Origin of the sequence: Flavitalea plasmicola, from assembly GCF_030546645.1 — a bacterium.
GTDB lineage: Bacteria > Bacteroidota > Bacteroidia > Chitinophagales > Chitinophagaceae > Puia.
The window spans coordinates 59,035-75,518 of sequence record NZ_JAUOTO010000013.1; the positions used below are offsets into that span (position 1 = coordinate 59,035).

The 16,484-nt window shown below is 52.5% G+C and carries 12 protein-coding genes; 4 read left to right on the forward strand and 8 right to left on the reverse strand.

Annotated features, from left to right (window positions below; genetic code table 11):
* Window positions 1–18: 18 nt before the first annotated feature.
* Window positions 19–816, reverse strand: a complete 798-nt coding sequence (locus Q4E93_RS33870; RefSeq protein WP_303592485.1) for a hypothetical protein — start codon at window positions 814–816, stop codon at window positions 19–21.
* A gap of 192 nt (window positions 817–1,008) precedes the next feature.
* Between Q4E93_RS33870 and Q4E93_RS33875 the strand changes: the two genes are divergently transcribed.
* On the forward strand, window positions 1,009–2,583 hold the full coding sequence (locus tag Q4E93_RS33875) for a lipase maturation factor family protein (RefSeq protein WP_303592487.1): 1,575 nt from the start codon (window positions 1,009–1,011) through the stop codon (window positions 2,581–2,583).
* On the opposite strand, the gene Q4E93_RS33880 is transcribed toward Q4E93_RS33875, so the two are convergent.
* Window positions 2,474–5,128, reverse strand: coding sequence for a T9SS type B sorting domain-containing protein (locus tag Q4E93_RS33880; protein ID WP_303592489.1), 2,655 nt, complete (start codon window positions 5,126–5,128; stop codon window positions 2,474–2,476). The genes Q4E93_RS33875 and Q4E93_RS33880 overlap by 110 nt on opposite strands.
* A 100-nt stretch (window positions 5,129–5,228) precedes the next feature.
* On the opposite strand from Q4E93_RS33880, the gene Q4E93_RS33885 reads away from it, so the two are divergent.
* A complete protein-coding gene (locus Q4E93_RS33885; RefSeq protein ID WP_303592491.1) occupies window positions 5,229–5,426 on the forward strand; it encodes a hypothetical protein in 198 nt (65 codons plus the stop codon).
* 50 nt (window positions 5,427–5,476) lie between these two features.
* On the opposite strand, the gene Q4E93_RS33890 is transcribed toward Q4E93_RS33885, so the two are convergent.
* Genes Q4E93_RS33890 through Q4E93_RS33900 form a run of 3 tightly spaced genes read right to left on the reverse strand, consistent with a single transcriptional unit; the run spans window position 5,477 to window position 6,923 of the window.
* Window positions 5,477–5,833: a hypothetical protein gene (locus Q4E93_RS33890; protein ID WP_303592494.1), complete on the reverse strand. Its 357-nt coding sequence runs from the start codon at window positions 5,831–5,833 to the stop codon at window positions 5,477–5,479.
* Between the two features lie 33 nt (window positions 5,834–5,866).
* A complete protein-coding gene (locus Q4E93_RS33895) occupies window positions 5,867–6,424 on the reverse strand; it encodes a hypothetical protein (protein ID WP_303592496.1) in 558 nt (185 codons plus the stop codon).
* Window positions 6,414–6,923, reverse strand: coding sequence for an RNA polymerase sigma factor (locus Q4E93_RS33900; RefSeq protein WP_303592498.1), 510 nt, complete (start codon window positions 6,921–6,923; stop codon window positions 6,414–6,416). The genes Q4E93_RS33895 and Q4E93_RS33900 overlap by 11 nt, the downstream gene beginning before the upstream one ends.
* A gap of 221 nt (window positions 6,924–7,144) precedes the next feature.
* Between Q4E93_RS33900 and Q4E93_RS33905 the strand changes: the two genes are divergently transcribed.
* Together Q4E93_RS33905 and Q4E93_RS33910 are read left to right on the forward strand one after the other, a co-directional pair.
* Complete coding sequence (locus Q4E93_RS33905; protein ID WP_303592500.1) at window positions 7,145–8,563, forward strand: AAA family ATPase; 1,419 nt, start codon at window positions 7,145–7,147, stop codon at window positions 8,561–8,563.
* Between the two features lie 118 nt (window positions 8,564–8,681).
* A complete protein-coding gene (locus Q4E93_RS33910; RefSeq protein WP_303592502.1) occupies window positions 8,682–12,113 on the forward strand; it encodes a transglutaminase family protein in 3,432 nt (1,143 codons plus the stop codon).
* Here Q4E93_RS33910 and Q4E93_RS33915 read toward each other — a convergent pair.
* Genes Q4E93_RS33915 through Q4E93_RS33925 form a run of 3 tightly spaced genes read right to left on the reverse strand, consistent with a single transcriptional unit; the run spans window position 12,110 to window position 16,457 of the window.
* Window positions 12,110–13,135, reverse strand: coding sequence for a zinc-binding metallopeptidase family protein (locus Q4E93_RS33915; protein ID WP_303592504.1), 1,026 nt, complete (start codon window positions 13,133–13,135; stop codon window positions 12,110–12,112). The two genes, Q4E93_RS33910 and Q4E93_RS33915, sit on opposite strands and share 4 nt — an antisense overlap.
* The gene (locus tag Q4E93_RS33920; protein ID WP_303592506.1) at window positions 13,132–13,953 is read right to left on the reverse strand and encodes a transglutaminase family protein; all 822 of its coding nucleotides are present in this window, start codon (window positions 13,951–13,953) and stop codon (window positions 13,132–13,134) included. The genes Q4E93_RS33915 and Q4E93_RS33920 overlap by 4 nt, the downstream gene beginning before the upstream one ends.
* The gene (locus Q4E93_RS33925) at window positions 13,950–16,457 is read right to left on the reverse strand and encodes a circularly permuted type 2 ATP-grasp protein (protein WP_303592508.1); all 2,508 of its coding nucleotides are present in this window, start codon (window positions 16,455–16,457) and stop codon (window positions 13,950–13,952) included. Before Q4E93_RS33925 ends, Q4E93_RS33920 begins: the two co-directional genes overlap by 4 nt.
* Window positions 16,458–16,484 lie beyond the last annotated feature (27 nt).

Below are 16,484 nucleotides of genomic sequence, written 5' to 3' on the forward strand. Positions count from 1 at the left end.
AAAAACTAAATCTCAAACCTAAAACCGCACGCCTATATTCAACGCAGCATAAGGCCCGCTCAACGCGCCATTATTTCCCACGGAAACCTTCCCCACCGTATTCGTCTGTTCCGACGACGTGGTCGTCTGCTCCAATTGAAGTTTACACCGCTGCGTCACCTGTATCATCCATCCCAGCTCCAGGCCAAACACAAACCTACCCATGACCCTGGGCGTCAGCACTATCTTCGGATTCGCAAGAAAACTAGACCGCTGGTAATTGATATCCAGGTGATTTGCATTATACGTAGCCTCGTAGGTACCCCCGTCCCCATCATCCAGTTGTTTCGAGTATTGCTCATAGGCCGTATATCCCAGCAGGCTGATCTCTTTCCGTGTGTTGTCAATAGTGCCCATTTTATTTTTCTCCGCCAGGTAGTATATATCCAGGGTAGGCCTTACAATCAATCCGCCCAGCGACACTCCATACCCATAGCCGCCTTTCAAATAATAGCCATGATCGCCGCCATCCTCGCGCAGCAGGCCGCCTCCCACATCGATATGGCTATGCATGCGGACTACGCCGAAGCTCAATCCCAGCATATAAGCAGGGCTGGTGAACTTTCCGCGCAGCGATCCATCAAAAGTTTGTTGATCCCTCGTACCCGAAGCAAAAGAAGTCACCGTATAAGGAAAATTCGCGGTAATATCACGTCCCGGTCCCTTGGGAAAGAATGTACCGGCATCCAGCGACAGCATCTCATATTTTTCTGCCGTCTGGGCATTCGCGACCCGGAAGATAAGAAGGGGAAACAACAGCAGGTAGAGCTTTTTCATAATAGGGGCATTCTCTACTAAATTCGAAACTTTCCCGCTCAAATCATAGCAATCCTGCTTAAAAAGAGATTAAATACGCATCAATATCTGGCGGCAAATTCCCAACACCCGTCCCCGGTTATGTTTTTGAATTCTTGTTCTAGCATATTCGAATTTTCCAAACATACACTTAAATCGGTAAATTACAAATATATGGATGCCCGTCCATCATACTGGCTCACCCGCTTTCTCATCCTTCGCCTGCTGGGCGCAGTATACGCCATTGCCTTTCTCGTTGCGATCAACCAGGTCATCCCCCTCATCGGACATAACGGTCTAACGCCCGCAAACCTATTCATAAAAAGGTACTCCGACATCATCGGCCCTACCGCCAGTTTCATCCGCCTCCCCTCCATCTTCTGGATCAACCACTCCGACGCAATGCTGCTGGCAACTGCCTGGATCGGCTTCGTCCTCTCCTGCGTCGTGCTGGCCGGTTTCGCCAACGCCCCGCTCATGACAGTTCTCTGGTTCCTGTATATGTCCTTCGTCAACATCGGCCAGGAATGGTACGGCTATGGTTGGGAGATCCAGCTTCTCGAGACCGGCTTCCTCGCGATCTTCCTCTGCCCGTTGATAGACATGCGCCCCTTCCCAAAACAAGCTCCCCCCATGCCCATCATCACCCTGTTCCGCTGGCTTATCTTTCGCATCATGCTGGGGGCAGGCCTGATCAAGATCCGCGGCGACGATGTATGGCGTAACTGGACCGCCCTCTATTATCATTTTGAGACCCAGCCCATCCCCGGTCCCCTGAGCCGGTGGTTCCATTTCCTTCCCCGCTGGATCTTACGATCCGGCGTGCTCTTCAATCACCTGGCCGAGCTGGTCGCACCCTGGTTCGTCTTCTGGCCCCGCCTCGCCCGTCACATTGCGGGATCCATCATCATTTGCTTACAGGTCTTCCTCATCTTCAGCGGCAACCTCTCCTTTCTCAATTGGCTGACCATCATTCCTGCCCTTGCTTGTTTCGACGACGCCTTCTGGGCAAAGCTCCTCCCCCGCCCCCTCGTACAACGTGCCCGGATCGCCAACGACCAGGCCGAACCCTCCCGCCCCATGCGCATCACCGCCTGGGTCGTCACTGTCGTCATCGCTTTCCTCAGCATCCAACCCGCGCTCAATATGCTCTCTCCCAACCAGATCATGATTACTTCCTACGATCCCCTCAACCTGGTCAACACCTATGGGGCCTTCGGCTCTGTGGGACGGGAGCGATACAACGTAATATTCGAAGGCACTAACGACAGCCTCGCCAACGATAAAACCATCTGGATACCATACCCCTACAAAGGCCTGCCCGTTGCCCTGGATCAACGCCCCCCTCAAATTGCACCCTACCAGCTCCGCCTCGACTGGCAAATGTGGTTCGCCGCCATGTCCACCCCCGATGAATACCCCTGGACGATCACCCTCGTCTCAAAGCTCCTTCACAACGACCCGGACGCCCTCAGCCTCTTCGCCGCCAATCCCTTCCCCGGTAAACCACCGCACTATATCAGGGCCGTCCTCTATCGTTATACCTTCGCCCCGACGAACGATCCCGCACACCTATACTGGCATCGGCGGCAAATAGGCGACACCTGGCTTCCTGCAATGGCAAAGGAAGATCCACGGCTCACCGGATCAACATCACCGTACCCTTCCGCTGTATCCATTGCCCCCTATAGTCGATCCCTCCCGTCATCCAAACATACGTTCCGGCTTCTACTATCCTCCCGTCGATAGTGCCGTCCCAGCCTGCCGCAGGGTCTGAAGTATAGAATATCCGCTGCCCCCACCGGGAGAAGATCGCGAAATATTTAAATTCCCTCATCCCCATCGGCACAGCCCTCAGCAGATCATTGTGACCATCCCCATTGGGGCTGAATGCCGCCGGTACAAATATGTCGGATGCACTGAAGGTCTTTATGATAATGCTGCCGGTAGCCGAACAACCTGCGTCCGTTACAGCCGTCACGCGATACGTCCTTGTCCCTCCCTGCAATATCGCTATCGGATCCTGGATCGCGGGGTTGCTCAATCCTTCCGCAGGGCTCCAGGTGAATGTTGTAAATCCGCTGTTATTGACATCCTGCGCAAACAAGGGCACGGGCTGCCCGGCCAGCACAGCAGTATCCGCTCCCACAAATAGCCCCGCCGGAGGCGTCACGGTCACTGTCACCGATGCCTTGTTCAACGACTGACACCCATTTCCATCCTTCACCGTCAGAGAATAGGTCATGCTTCCGGAAGGCGCATCTGCCACGGGATCAGGGACAGCTGGATCGCTGAGATAGGTAGCAGGCTTCCAGGAAAAAACGCTCCCTCCACCCCCTTTCAATGATGCCTGCTTCCCATAGCAAGTGATTACATCCGCACCGGCATCGGCCACCGGTGCGGGACGGACGATCACATTGACCGTCGACGTTTGCTGACAGACCCCATCGACGGCCGTCAGCGTATACAAGGTCGTGATAGAAGGAGATGCCGCCGGCTGCAGCGCTGTCGCTTTGCTCAACCCTGAGGATGGTTGCCAGGAAAAGCTGCTGCCGTTGGATCTCGCCTGTATGACGCCACTTTCCCCTTCGCAAATGGTAAGGACCGGACCGGCATCCACGGTGAGTGTATTATTCAGGACGACTGCCGAAGACTGATTGACAATACATCCATTGACATCTTTGACATAAGCCATATACCCGCCGGAAGAAAGATGATCGAACACCCCATTATTGGAATAATTGCTTCCATCGATGGAATATTGAAAGGGCGACGTCCCGCCGCTGCCCGCGATATCCAGGCTTCCATCATTGTTCCGGCACGAAGCAGGCATTGCGCTCACCTGTATCAGGGGAGGCGGCATATTATTTCCTACCGTCACGCCAGTGGAGATCGTCTGATCATTGACATCTTTCATCATAAGCGTATAATGGCCGGCCACCAGCCCGTTAAAGACATCGCCGGCCTGATAATTCACCCCATCCAGCGAATAAGTGTAAGGTGGCGTTCCCCCCGCACCAATAGCCGAGATCTCACCGTTGCGCTTACCACAGGTCGAATTTTGGGGTAGGCCCATCAGGTGCAGACAGCCATCGCCCACTGTTGCAGTAGCCGTGGCCGTAAAGTTTTTCGCATCTTTCACCGTGATGGTGTAACCACCCGGCGCCAACCCTGCAAAGACCGGGCTGCTTTGAAAATTGACCCCGTCGCGCGAATAGGTATAAGGAGCCGTCCCGCTGACGCCGGTGGCGGTAATGCTGCCGTCACTGTTGCCACAGGTTGGATTCGTGGGCACAGCTGTTACACGGGGACAATCACTCTCGACTGTCACCACCGCCCCTTGCATTTTTCCGTTGTAGTCCAGGACGACGGCAGTATAGTTGCCAGGGGCCAGATTAATAAAGACCGTACTGTTCTGGTAATGGAATCCGTCGATCGTATACATGTAGGGGGGAGTGCCATTGCTGGCCGAGACCGTTATCTTGCCGTTATTGTTACCACAGGTGGCATCCTGCGCCGCCCCCTGTATCGACAAAGGACACTCATCGATGATATACGAGCCCGCAAGAAGATCCGCACCCGTACCATCCTTTACACGTATAATATAACGGCCCGGCGTAAGACCCGTAAAGTCGCCCGTGGCCTGATAATGGACGCCGTCTAATGAATAGGTAATGGGAGGATTGATCGTAGAGGGATCCGCTTTGATATGCACCTCTCCATTCTGTCCACAGCTGGCATTCACATTGGTGAAACTATATCCCCCACAGGTCGGGAGGCTGCTGTACTGTACCCTGGCCGTACAGCCATAGTAGTCTTTTACATAAAAATAATACCAGCCCCCGGGCAGGCCGGAAAAAGTAGGGTTGGCAGTCCAGTTCACCTTATCCTGGCTGTAGGTATAAGGCGGCGTTCCCCCCGACGCCTGCAAGGTCACGCTCGCATCCTGTGCAGTACAACCGGATGGGTTCGAGCTCGCCGCCACACGCACCGTCGGCGGACTATAATAGTTATTTATTGTCACAGGCTTGCTGGTCGTCTGCCCCGTGGCGTCTCTCACCGTGACGGTATGTGTTGCCGCGCCACCCGTGAGAAAGATCTGGCTGTTTGACCAGTCTCCTCCATCGAGCGAATAGCTATAAGGCGGCGTTCCGCCCGTTCCTATAACGAGTATCGTTGAGTTATAGCTTCCACAAGTAGAAGCGCTGGCGCTCACCGTCACCTGGATAGACGATTGAGCAACTACGGGGTAACATAGGAATATCAGGACAATGCCTGCGATCAGGTTTTTCATGGATACCGAAAAATAGAAAAAATCTCCGGTTGTTCATATCCAAAATAAAAAGCATAAGTTTATTTCATATCTTCCATGATAACCCATAACTAATTTGCTCATGCGCGCGCTCACCCTCTCTGCCTTTATGCTCCCGATGCTGGCCGTCACCAGCCTGTATGGTCAAAAGACAGCCATTCTTTGCAAAGCCCTGATCGATGGCACAGGCGCCGTCATCGATGCACCGGCTATTATTATAGAAGGAGATCACATCGTCGCTGTCGAAAAAAAACAAGCGCTGCCTCCGGGTAGCTGGTGATGCCGATGTCGGATATTCCGATTTCGATGTTCGTAATGCCAAATTGATCCTCATTCCTTCACAACATCCTTCACCAATTCCAACGGCAACGTAATACCCGACTGCATCCACTTACCCACGATCCGCCCATCCACCATACGCCCCTCATACAACCCTCCGATGGTGGCTATCTCAAACCTCACCTCCGGATGCTTAAAAACAACCGAATTCACGACAATATCCTTCGCCTGCTGATCCGGACTATCCATCGTCGCCTTATAGACCGTATCCGTCTTCGTAACATGAAAAACCACCCGGAGATCGACATTCTGTACATGTAACGTCCCGCTCCACTGACCTTTCAACTCCTGGCCATATCCGATAACAGCGAAAACCATAAAACCAATAACTAATAATAACGTCTTCATATTTTATTATTTTAAGTAAACAATCTCAACAAATTAATCTCCCAGCTTATCATACAATTCCTCCAACCTTTCCCGCTGCCGCTTATAACACCCATGCTCGAACCCACTCAAATAATAGGTAAAGACAAAGAACAATCCCACCCAAACACCTACCCATGGCGACTTACCGCTCTCCCACATCCCAAAAACACAAAATACGCCTATCAAAATGATATTCCACCGCCCCATCCGGGACAGCTTCACCTGGTACCTCGCCACCGCCAGCGCATGCTCCAGCTCACCCCGGACGGTCCTGTCAAACCTCCTTCCCGCAACGATCCGCCGCACCCGCCTAAAAATACCCAACAAAGCCATGGCGATCATCCATCCCGCCATCAGGTACATAAAAAAAACACCCCGTACATTTAAATACCATACATAACTTCCCGCTCCCAGGTATGTAAAGATCAGTATCAGCTCACTGATATTAGTGATCCGCAACGCCTTCTTCTTCCTACCCAATACCTTCTCATGCAATTCCTTCTCATCCACCCGGAAGATCGGCTGCGCATCCTGCGCACCCCATATGCTTTGCACTTCTTCAAATTCCATAACAATCTTGTTTTTTTGATGTAGCGATCAGGCGCTTCTTGATCCGGTTGATCTTCACGCCCACATTCGACTCCGTGATCCCCAGGATCGCGGCCATTTCCTTATAGCTGAACCCTTCCAGCAGCAACAACGCGATGGACCGGTCGATCTCATCCATCCGATGGATCTCCGCATACAGCCACGCCACTCGCTCATCCGCCTGTCCAATCCCTTCCTGCAAAACGAATGCAGCCTTCCCGATATCCTCCATCGCCCGGTGCCGGCCCTCCTTCCTCACCCAGCTCAGCGCCGCATTGATCGCGATCCTGTAAACCCACGTTGACACGGCACTTTCACCCCTGAACGCAGGCACCGACTTCCACACTTGAATGACAATCTCCTGGAAAAGGTCATCCAGCTCCGGCCCGCTGACAGCATACGCCCTCACTATCTTGAAGAATAGCCCTTTATACTGGCTAAGCCAGCTTTCGAAAATATGTTGCTGCTCCGCTGCTGTCACGTGAATGATGTTTTTCCTATTAGTAACGGCAAAAGGCCGAATTCTTACAAAGCAATGATATCCATCTCGAAAATAGATTCATGCTCCATTTTCTGAATACAATAACCTCATTCTCAGGTCTCATGGCTAAATCTATCCAAAAGATATAGATTTAGCCCTATTTTTTCATTCTATAGGGCTAAATGTTACTTTTTTAAGTACTTTTAGCCAAAAAATGCCCCATGGAAGCAATAGCGGGTAGAATCAATGAGCAACAATTGTTGCAGCAATTGCTACGGGAAGATAGATCCGAATTCCTGGCCATGTATGGCAGAAGAAGAGTCGGCAAGACCTTTCTGATCCGAAATGTCTACCAGAAAGAAATGGTGTTCCAGATGACAGGTATTGCCGACGCCAGTTCGGACCAGCAACTATCCAATTTTTTCTCCGCTTTACAATTCGCAGACCCCAATAATTCCAATGAGACCAGGCCCGCCGATTGGTTCAAAGCGTTTGAAATGCTTCGGTCTTTCTTACAAAAAAGCACCGCGAGAAAAAAAGTCGTCTTTTTTGATGAACTCCCATGGATCGACACGCCACATTCAAATTTTCTCTCTGCCTTGGAGCATTTTTGGAATGCGTGGGCATCCGCCAGAACCGATATTATCCTGGTAGTATGCGGTTCAGCGGCATCTTGGATGCTAAGCAAGCTGATAAACAATAAAGGTGGCTTGCACAACCGCGTAACCAGACGGATCAGGCTCTTGCCGTTCACGCTCGGTGAAACAGAAGCCTATTTTAAAATAAAAAACATTGTCCTGGACCGTTACCAGATTATACAGCTTTATATGGCAATAGGTGGCATACCATTCTATCTGAATGAAATAATGCCCGGCAAAAGCGCCTTCCAGGAAATAGACCGACTTTGCTTTACAGATGGAGGACTACTCGTAAATGAATATCAAAATCTTTATCGATCTCTTTTTAAAAGTGCAGAAAGACATATGACCATCGTTGAAGCCCTATCCCAAAAGAACAAAGGAATGGTCCGGGCTGAGATCATCCAAACCAGCGGCTTAAGCAATGGAGGAAATACTACGAAAGCCCTGATGGAACTGGAAGAGAGTGGCTTTATCACACGGACACATCCATTTGAAAAGAAAGTTAAAGAAGCTATGTACCGCTTGACTGATCAATATTCCCTCTTCTATCTAAAATTCATGAAAGATAAAAGAGCCTTTGGAGAAGGATCATGGCTCAGTCGCATAGATAGCCCTGCTTGGAGAGCCTGGAGTGGATATGCTTTCGAAAATATTTGTTTTTTGCACATCGGCAATCTCAAAAAGGCCCTTGGCATTAGTGGCGTCTATACTGAAATATCGTCCTGGTCGAATGCTGCAAAAGGAGTGCAGATTGACCTACTCATCGATAGAAGGGATCAGGTAATCTGTTTATGCGAAATAAAATTTTCGAAAGATCCTTACAGCATCACAAAAGCTTACCGTGCTGAACTGGAAAAAAAGCTTTCTGCATTCAGGACTGTTACTGCAACACGCAAATCCGTTTTTCTGACCATGATTACGCCTTTTGGACTGGAGAATAACACCTATTCACTTGGATTTGTACAAAATTCCATTACCATGGAAGAACTTTTCGGTTAATACCTATTTTATCCTTCCCCTTCTCTTTCCGATATAAATTACCTATCTTCAGATAGCCCAAGCTACCAATAATTTCTCCGATTGCTTCGCTATTCCAAACCAAAACAACGCTGGATCTATGTCCATAAGGATAGCCATCAATCACAAGACCACCTACAGCTACGACCGCCTCGTCTCCCTGTCTCCCCATGTCTTCCGGCTCAGACCCGCCGTGCACTCCCGCACGCCTATCGAAGCCTACTCCTTCAAAGTATCCCCAAAGGATCATTTCATCAACTGGCAGCAGGACCCCTTCGGCAACTACCAGGCCAGGGTGGTCTTCCCCGAAAAGACAAAAGAGCTCAGCATAGAAGTAGAGGTCATCGCCGACATGGTCGTCATCAACCCCTTCGACTTTTTCGTCGAGGACTATGCGGAAAAATATCCTTTTACCTACAAGGATCACCTGGCCGCGGAGCTGATCCCTTACCTGGAGATAAATGATCACGGCCCAAAGCTCATGCAGTGGCTGCATCAGACAGGCTATATCAAAGATCGCTTCGACCCCGCAGGCACCGACCCCCTGCCACGTACCCCATCCCCAAAAACCAAAACCAAAGACAAAGTCCCCATCAACGACTTCCTCGTCTCCATCAATCAACGCCTGAATAAAGACATCGCCTACAATATACGTATGGAGCCCGGCGTGCAGTCCTGCGAAGAGACGTTGCACCGTGCCCTGGGCTCCTGCCGCGACTCCGCCTGGCTCCTGGTTCAGATCCTGCGCCACCTGGGCCTGGCGGCACGTTTTGTTTCCGGTTACCTGGTCCAACTGACCGCCGACGTTAAATCCCTTGACGGCCCTTCTGGTCCCGAAAAAGATTTCACAGACCTGCACGCCTGGGCCGAAGTATATATTCCCGGCGCCGGATGGATCGGCATGGACCCCACCTCCGGCCTGTTTGCCGGCGAAGGTCATATCCCGCTGGCCTGCACTCCCCACTATGTCAGCGCAGCTCCCGTAGTTGGCGCAACAGATATTTGCGAGACGGAATTCTCCTTTTCCAACACGGTCACCCGCATCCACGAAGACCCCCGTGTGACAAAGCCCTATTCGGATGAGCAATGGGCTACCATCAACGCCACAGGCTATAAGGTCGATGAAGACCTGAAAGCCACCGACTGCAGGCTGACCATGGGCGGCGAGCCGACCTTCGTCTCCATCGACGATATGGAATCCGCCCAATGGAACACCGAAGCCGACGGTGCTGAAAAAAGGCTGCTCTCACACGAGCTGATCTTCCGCTTGCGTGATAAGTTCGGCCCGAATGGCATGATCCACTACGGACAGGGCAAGTGGTACCCTGGCGAACCCCTGCCCCGCTGGCAATACGGTCTCTTCTGGAGAAAAGACCATTTCCCCGTGTGGAGGAACAGACGGTTGATCGCCCATGAAAAAACACCCAAGATTTACGGCGCCGGCGATGCTGGAAGATTCATCAAAGAGCTGGCCAGGTACCTGGCAGTGAGCGAAGACAATATCAGCCCCGCCTATGAAGACGCCTTTTATCTCTTATGGACCGAAGGCAAGATGCCCGCCAACATTGACCCTTTCAAGGTCGACCTGAAAGATTCCCTGGAACGCAGGACGCTTTACAGGCTCCTGGACGCAGGCATCGACGAACCTGTCGGTTATACCCTTCCGCTAAAATGGAATTATGCAGCAGGCAAATGGCAGAGCTGTAAATGGATCCTCAACAGGGAGCACCTGTTCCTGGTTCCCGGCAATTCCCCGATCGGGCTCCGCCTGCCCCTGGATTCCCTCCCCGTCGTCGCCAAAGACCACCAAGAGGAAAAAGTGGAACGCAGCCTCTTCGAAGAGCTGCCCACTCTGGGAAACTATCAGCACACTGTCAATAGCCGGTACGTCCAAACGCCCGCACGCATAGAACAACCTCAATCCCCTCAAACCATCCAACACGACGTTCCCGTCATCAAAACCACCCTCTGCACCGAAGTCCGCGAAGGCATCCTCTACATTTTCCTTCCTCCAATGGACTACCTGGAACATTACCTGGACGCCATCTCCTCCATCGAGGCGACAGCCGAAAAATTAAACATCCCCGTCCGCATAGAAGGCTACGAGCCGCCGCGGGATTATAGGATGGAACGACTGGTCGTTTCCCCCGACCCCGGCGTCATCGAAGTGAATATCCATCCCGCCAACAGCTGGCCCGCCCTGGTCAATATCATCGACACCCTCTACCAGCAGGCATTCCTGTCCAGGCTCGGCACGGAAAAATTCATGCTCGACGGGAGACACACCGGAACAGGCGGCGGCAACCACATCACCATCGGCGGCTCCACGCCATCTGACAGCCCGCTGCTCCGAAGGCCCCATCTGCTGAGAAGCCTCATCGCCTACTGGCAGCACCACCCCGGCCTCTCCTACCTGTTCTCCAGCGCTTTCATCGGCGCTACCAGCCAGGCGCCCCGCATGGATGAAGGCCTCAATGAGAAATTATATGAGATGGAAATTGCATTCAGCCAGGTTCCCGAAAAAGGCTTCATCCCTTTCTACCTCGTGGACCGCATCTTCCGGCACTTGCTGACTGACCTCACGGGCAATACGCACCGCTCCGAATTTTGTATCGATAAACTATATTCTCCCGACACGGCTTCCGGCAGGCTGGGCATCCTGGAATTTCGCGCCTTCGACATGCCGCCCCACAAACAAATGAGCCTGGTGCAGATGCTGCTGATCCGGGCGCTGATCGCGAAATTCTCAAAAAAACCATACAAACACAACCTCGTCCGCTGGGGCACTGAGCTGCATGATAAATTCATGCTCCCCCATTTTGTAAAGGAAGACATGCAGGAAGTAGTGAATGACCTCAACGAAGCCGGCTACCCTTTCCACATAAGCTGGTTCGACCCCTTCCTGGAATTTCGTTTTCCGCACTACGGCTCGGTAAAGCTACAGGGCATCGAAATGGAGATCCGCATGGGCATCGAACCCTGGAATGTATTGGGAGAGGAAATGTCCGGCTCCGGCACTGCCCGCTATGTGGATTCCTCGCTGGAAAAAGTACAGGTAAGACTGAAAGGCTTGAATGGCTCCCGTTACATCCTGCTGGTCAACGGCCGGAGAGTCCCCCTGGTGCCCACGGGCGTCAAAGAAGAATTTGTCTGCGGCGTTCGCTACCGCGCCTGGCAGCCTCCCTCGGCCCTTCATCCCACCATTGGTATCGACACCCCGATCACGTTCGACATTGTCGACACCTGGAACAGCCGGTCCATCGGCGGTTGCACCTACTATGTCTCCCACCCCGGCGGCCGGAGCTATGACGCCTTCCCTGTCAATAGTTATGAGGCGGAATCCCGGAGGGTCAACCGTTTTGGGGTCACCGCCCATACCCAGGACGTCCTGCGTCCCTCTCCCGGACTGTCAGCCGTAAGCCGGTACATCGCACAGGACAGACTGCCCTTTCTCTGCGACGCGCCGGAGGAAGAAGTAAATAAAGAGTATCCCTATACGTTGGACTTGAGACGTTTCCGTAAAAGCACCTAAGCCTTGACACCAGCATAGCAGAGCTCATGGATGAACCGGAGCTTTTCGATCACAGGAGCAGACAGGATGAAAGGATAGAAGTCGGCATGCCCCATGCTCCGGTTTAAGCTATTCACCGCAAAACAAAGCGGCAGCCATCTTTTGATCAGCCGGTTGAAATCCGTCTGGTCATACGGCTCACGCAAATGGCTGATCTTGATCCCCGCATCATCCTCTAATTCCACGGGATCGATCCGGATCCCAAATGACCAGGCCGTCTCCAGCGTATCCATCATGTGTAAATAGTGCGCCCAGGTTTCCGCCCAGTCCTCCCAGGGATGGGCCGTGGCGTACTGACTGATATATCGCTGGTTCCAGTCCGCCGGCGCCCCATTGGCATAGTAGGTTTCCAGCGCCACCGCATAATCCTTGCGCTCATCGCCAAAGAGCGCACGGTATTTTCCCAGGGCCGTCCCATCCTTTATCAGCACATCCCAATAGTAATGTCCTATCTCATGCCGGAAATGCCCCAGCAGCGTCCGGTACCGCTCCCCGAAGTCCTGCTTGTTACGCGCGCGTTCCGCCTCGTCCGCCTCTGCAATGTTAATGGTAATGATCCCGTTATCATGCCCCGTCATCACCTTGTCCCCATTCGGGGTATCCGCCATAAAATCGAATTGGATGGCTTCCTCCTTGTCATCCCTGGTAACATGGAACGGAAGGCGCAGGCGGAGCAGGGAATAGATCAACCGGTGCTTGGCCACTTCCATATTCTTCCAGCGCACTTTGTTCTGGTCGCTATCCAACGTAGGGATCACCCGGTTCATCGCACAGGCCACACAAAAAGAAGGCTCCGCAGCAGCAGGGACCAGCCAGTTGCAGACCCCATACTCCGCATTCTTGCAGTACCTTTCTTTGCCAGCCGTCAGCGTGATCATAGTCAGGCTCACTGGATCAAAACCCACGGGATGGGAGCATTTAAGACACTGGCTGTTCTCAAAATACAGCGGGTTCTGACAATTATCGCAGACATATACCTTCATGTCAATCTTTTTACGTCCACTGACACCGACAGCCCATGGTGGCCGCTGCTGATGATGATCCCCTTCATCGGTGCGATATCCGCATAGTCCCTTCCCCAGCCGATGGTAATATGCTGATCCCCCGGCAGTACATTATTGGTAGGGTCGTGGTCGACCCATCCGACATAGGGCACATATACGCTGAACCAGGCATGTGACGCATCCACGCCGATCAGTTTTTCCACCCCCGGCGGCGAAATCGTTTCTATATAGCCGCTCACATAGCGGGCAGGCAACCCCACACTCCGTACACAGGCGATCGCCAGGTGAGCGAAATCCTGGCATACGCCCTTGCGCTCCCGCATGACCACCGACAGGGGAGTGGAGATGGTGGTAAACCCCGGCGTAAAGCGGAAATCTTTATAGATCCGGTGCATCAGGTCCCCGGCCGCTTCCAGCACGGGCCTTTTGCCATCAAAAGACACGCGGGCATAGGCCGCTATCTCTTCCGTACACGCCGTCATCGGCGTCTCAAAAATAAACTGGCCGATCTCTTCCGCCTCCTGCCTGTCTTCCGGCACGGCAGTCATTTTTTCAATCTCGGAGCGAACTTCCACCTTCAACTGCCCATGCTCCTTTTCAATGGAGAAATAGAGGACTTTATTACCGAAGAAATCCTCGTATTCCCGGAGCGTATCTGGTTCCGGATGGATCTTGACAGTGACGTCCCTGCACACCTGCTTTCCGGTATTCCGCGGGGCCAGCCGCAGCACATTGTGACATAGGCTCACGGGCTCTAAATAGTTATAGATCGTCGTATGGTGAATACTATACCTCATCTGAAAGCGATCGTTTTAGAAGTCAATTCATGCTTAAAATAGGTCCTCGAGATCACGTCCGGTATAGCCGACAGCAATAGATACATTTTCGATAAGAATTCATCCAATCGCCTATATTCACTCCAATCGCCATCAGCCGAAACCAATTCCTCCTTATCCGCCAGTTTCAACAAAGTATCAGCCTCCAGGATCAGCCGTTCGTATTCCGGAAGCCGGTGACCATCCAGCCCCCTGGGCAAATTCCTGAGGTAAGCCTTCAGCCGGTCCATCTGGTAGGTCAAACTCCGGGGATTATTCGGATCAAACAACATAAGATCCAATACCAGTCCATTATTAATAGGCATCCGGTATTTATACCGGTAGTTCACCAGGCTTTCATGGCTCATCAGCACACTCTGCTGCAAATTATATTCCACCTGGTCAGTATGCCGGCCCACCAGCGTTACCCTTAGCATGGTGATAAGCAAAAGGCTCTGCTCGATCTTTCTCCCCAGGTCCAGCAATATCCACCCCTGTTCGCGGGAAATACTTTCCCTGTTGAGCCCGATAAAAGCCACGATGAAAGTAATGACATTATCCAGCGTGTGCAGCATCCGGATATGCCCCTGGTGAGATAAGGATATGTCCTGCCGGAATTCCTCCTCCATTACCCGCAGCACCCGCCAGGTATCCGTCGACCAATGTTCGCGGACCTCGTGGATACTCCGGTTGAATTGCATAAAATTATACTTAAGGCTTCCCACGCGCTGCTCATTGAGCAGGACCTCCCTCAGCTCCTCCCAGGGATGGGCCAGTTTCTCTTCGCTTCCCTCGCCCGCAAACCCCGGATAAGTATAGCTGTATTTTGTCAGCGCCACCAATAGGCTTCGTTCCGTTTGGCTATTGGCATCCGTCACCTGTTTATTGCCTTCCGCCACGAATTGCATCACCGTTCTCAGCAGCCGCGCATTACCCAGGACCCGCTCCGTATAGCGACCCACCCAGAACAGGTTCTCCGCGGCATTGCTGGGCAGCATGTCGTTATAGCCCGCGGCCGGTCTTTCGGCCGTCTCCTTTAATACGTTCACGACACGACTGGGTTCCGGGGACAATATCCAGGCATCCTTGCTGATCCCTCCCGACTGGTTGGAGATGATAAAATTGCCCGCACTCGATGCAGTCCTGCACAATCCCCCCGTCATGGCCACATATCCTTCTTTGTTGCTTACCAGGAAACTCCTGAACAACACATTCCTGGATACTATTTTGCCATCGATCAGCGACGGCGTGGAAGAAATATCCACCTTCTCCTGACCCACATATAAAGAAGGATTGGCCCGGATCCTTTGCTTCCATTCGCCCAGCTCCCTGGCCGATAATGAAGAACCATCCACGGACGAGCTGCCTGTAGGATTGCGAAAGATCTTTTTTATCACCAGTGTCGGAAGATGCGCCAGCACATAATCCAGCTCCTTCGGCTGGCCGCACCACCAGGAGGCGATGGTGGGAATGATCAGGTCCTCCGATAAAAAAAATCGGGCAATCGGCTGGAGAAAAGGCATCAGGCCCGGGTTTTCCAGGACACTGCTCCCGATGGGGTTGGCAATGCTTACATGTCCGCTACGGACCGCTTGCAACAGTCCCGGCACCCCCAGTTGAGAATCTTCTTTCAGCTCCAAAGGATCGCAATAAATATCGTCTACCCTCCGCAGGATCACATCCACCCTCTCCAATCCGCCCATCGTCTTCAACCAGACATGGCTGTCTTTTACGATCAGGTCATTGCCTTGCACCAATGTAAATCCTAAATAGGAAGACAGATAAGAATGTTCGAAATAAGTTTCATTGCTGGACCCCGGTGTCAGAATGACGATCCGCGGGTTCAGCCGCTGGTGAGGAGCTATCTCATTCAGCCCATCCCGCAATGCGGAAAAATAGGGCGATAGATGCCGCACTTTCAGCCCGTTGAACAGCTCGGGCATCACCCTCGTCATCGCCGTCCTGTTCTCCAGCGCATATCCCGAGCCCGAAGGCGCCTGCGTCCGGTCATTGACGACCCAGACCCGCCCGTCCTTGCTGCGGGCCAGGTCCGCCGAATACATGATCAGCTGATGCTTGCCCGGCTGGCGGATGCCCGAACATTGCCGCAGAAAACCCGCATGGTTATAAACAAGCTCCGCAGGGAGGATCCCACTTCGTATCAACCTCCTTTCCCCATAAATATCTTCCAGTACCAGGTTCAGCAATTCCGCCCGCTGTAATAACCCCGCCTCGATCCCCGGCCATTCGCTCTTGCTGATCAGGAAAGGGATGATGTCCAGTTTCCACGGCCTGTTCAACCCCGAAGGATCGCCATATATGTTATAAGTAACGCCATTCTCCTTCAGCAGCCGCTCCATATCCTCGTTCCGCCCCGCGATCTCCTCGTTACCCAATTGGGAATAAGACTGAAAAAATGTTTCCCAATGAGGACGCAATTTGCCATCCTTCCCTAATAATTCATCCAGCTGCAGTTCAGGTATCATGTTTTCTCCGCTTACATCAGTTAGCGC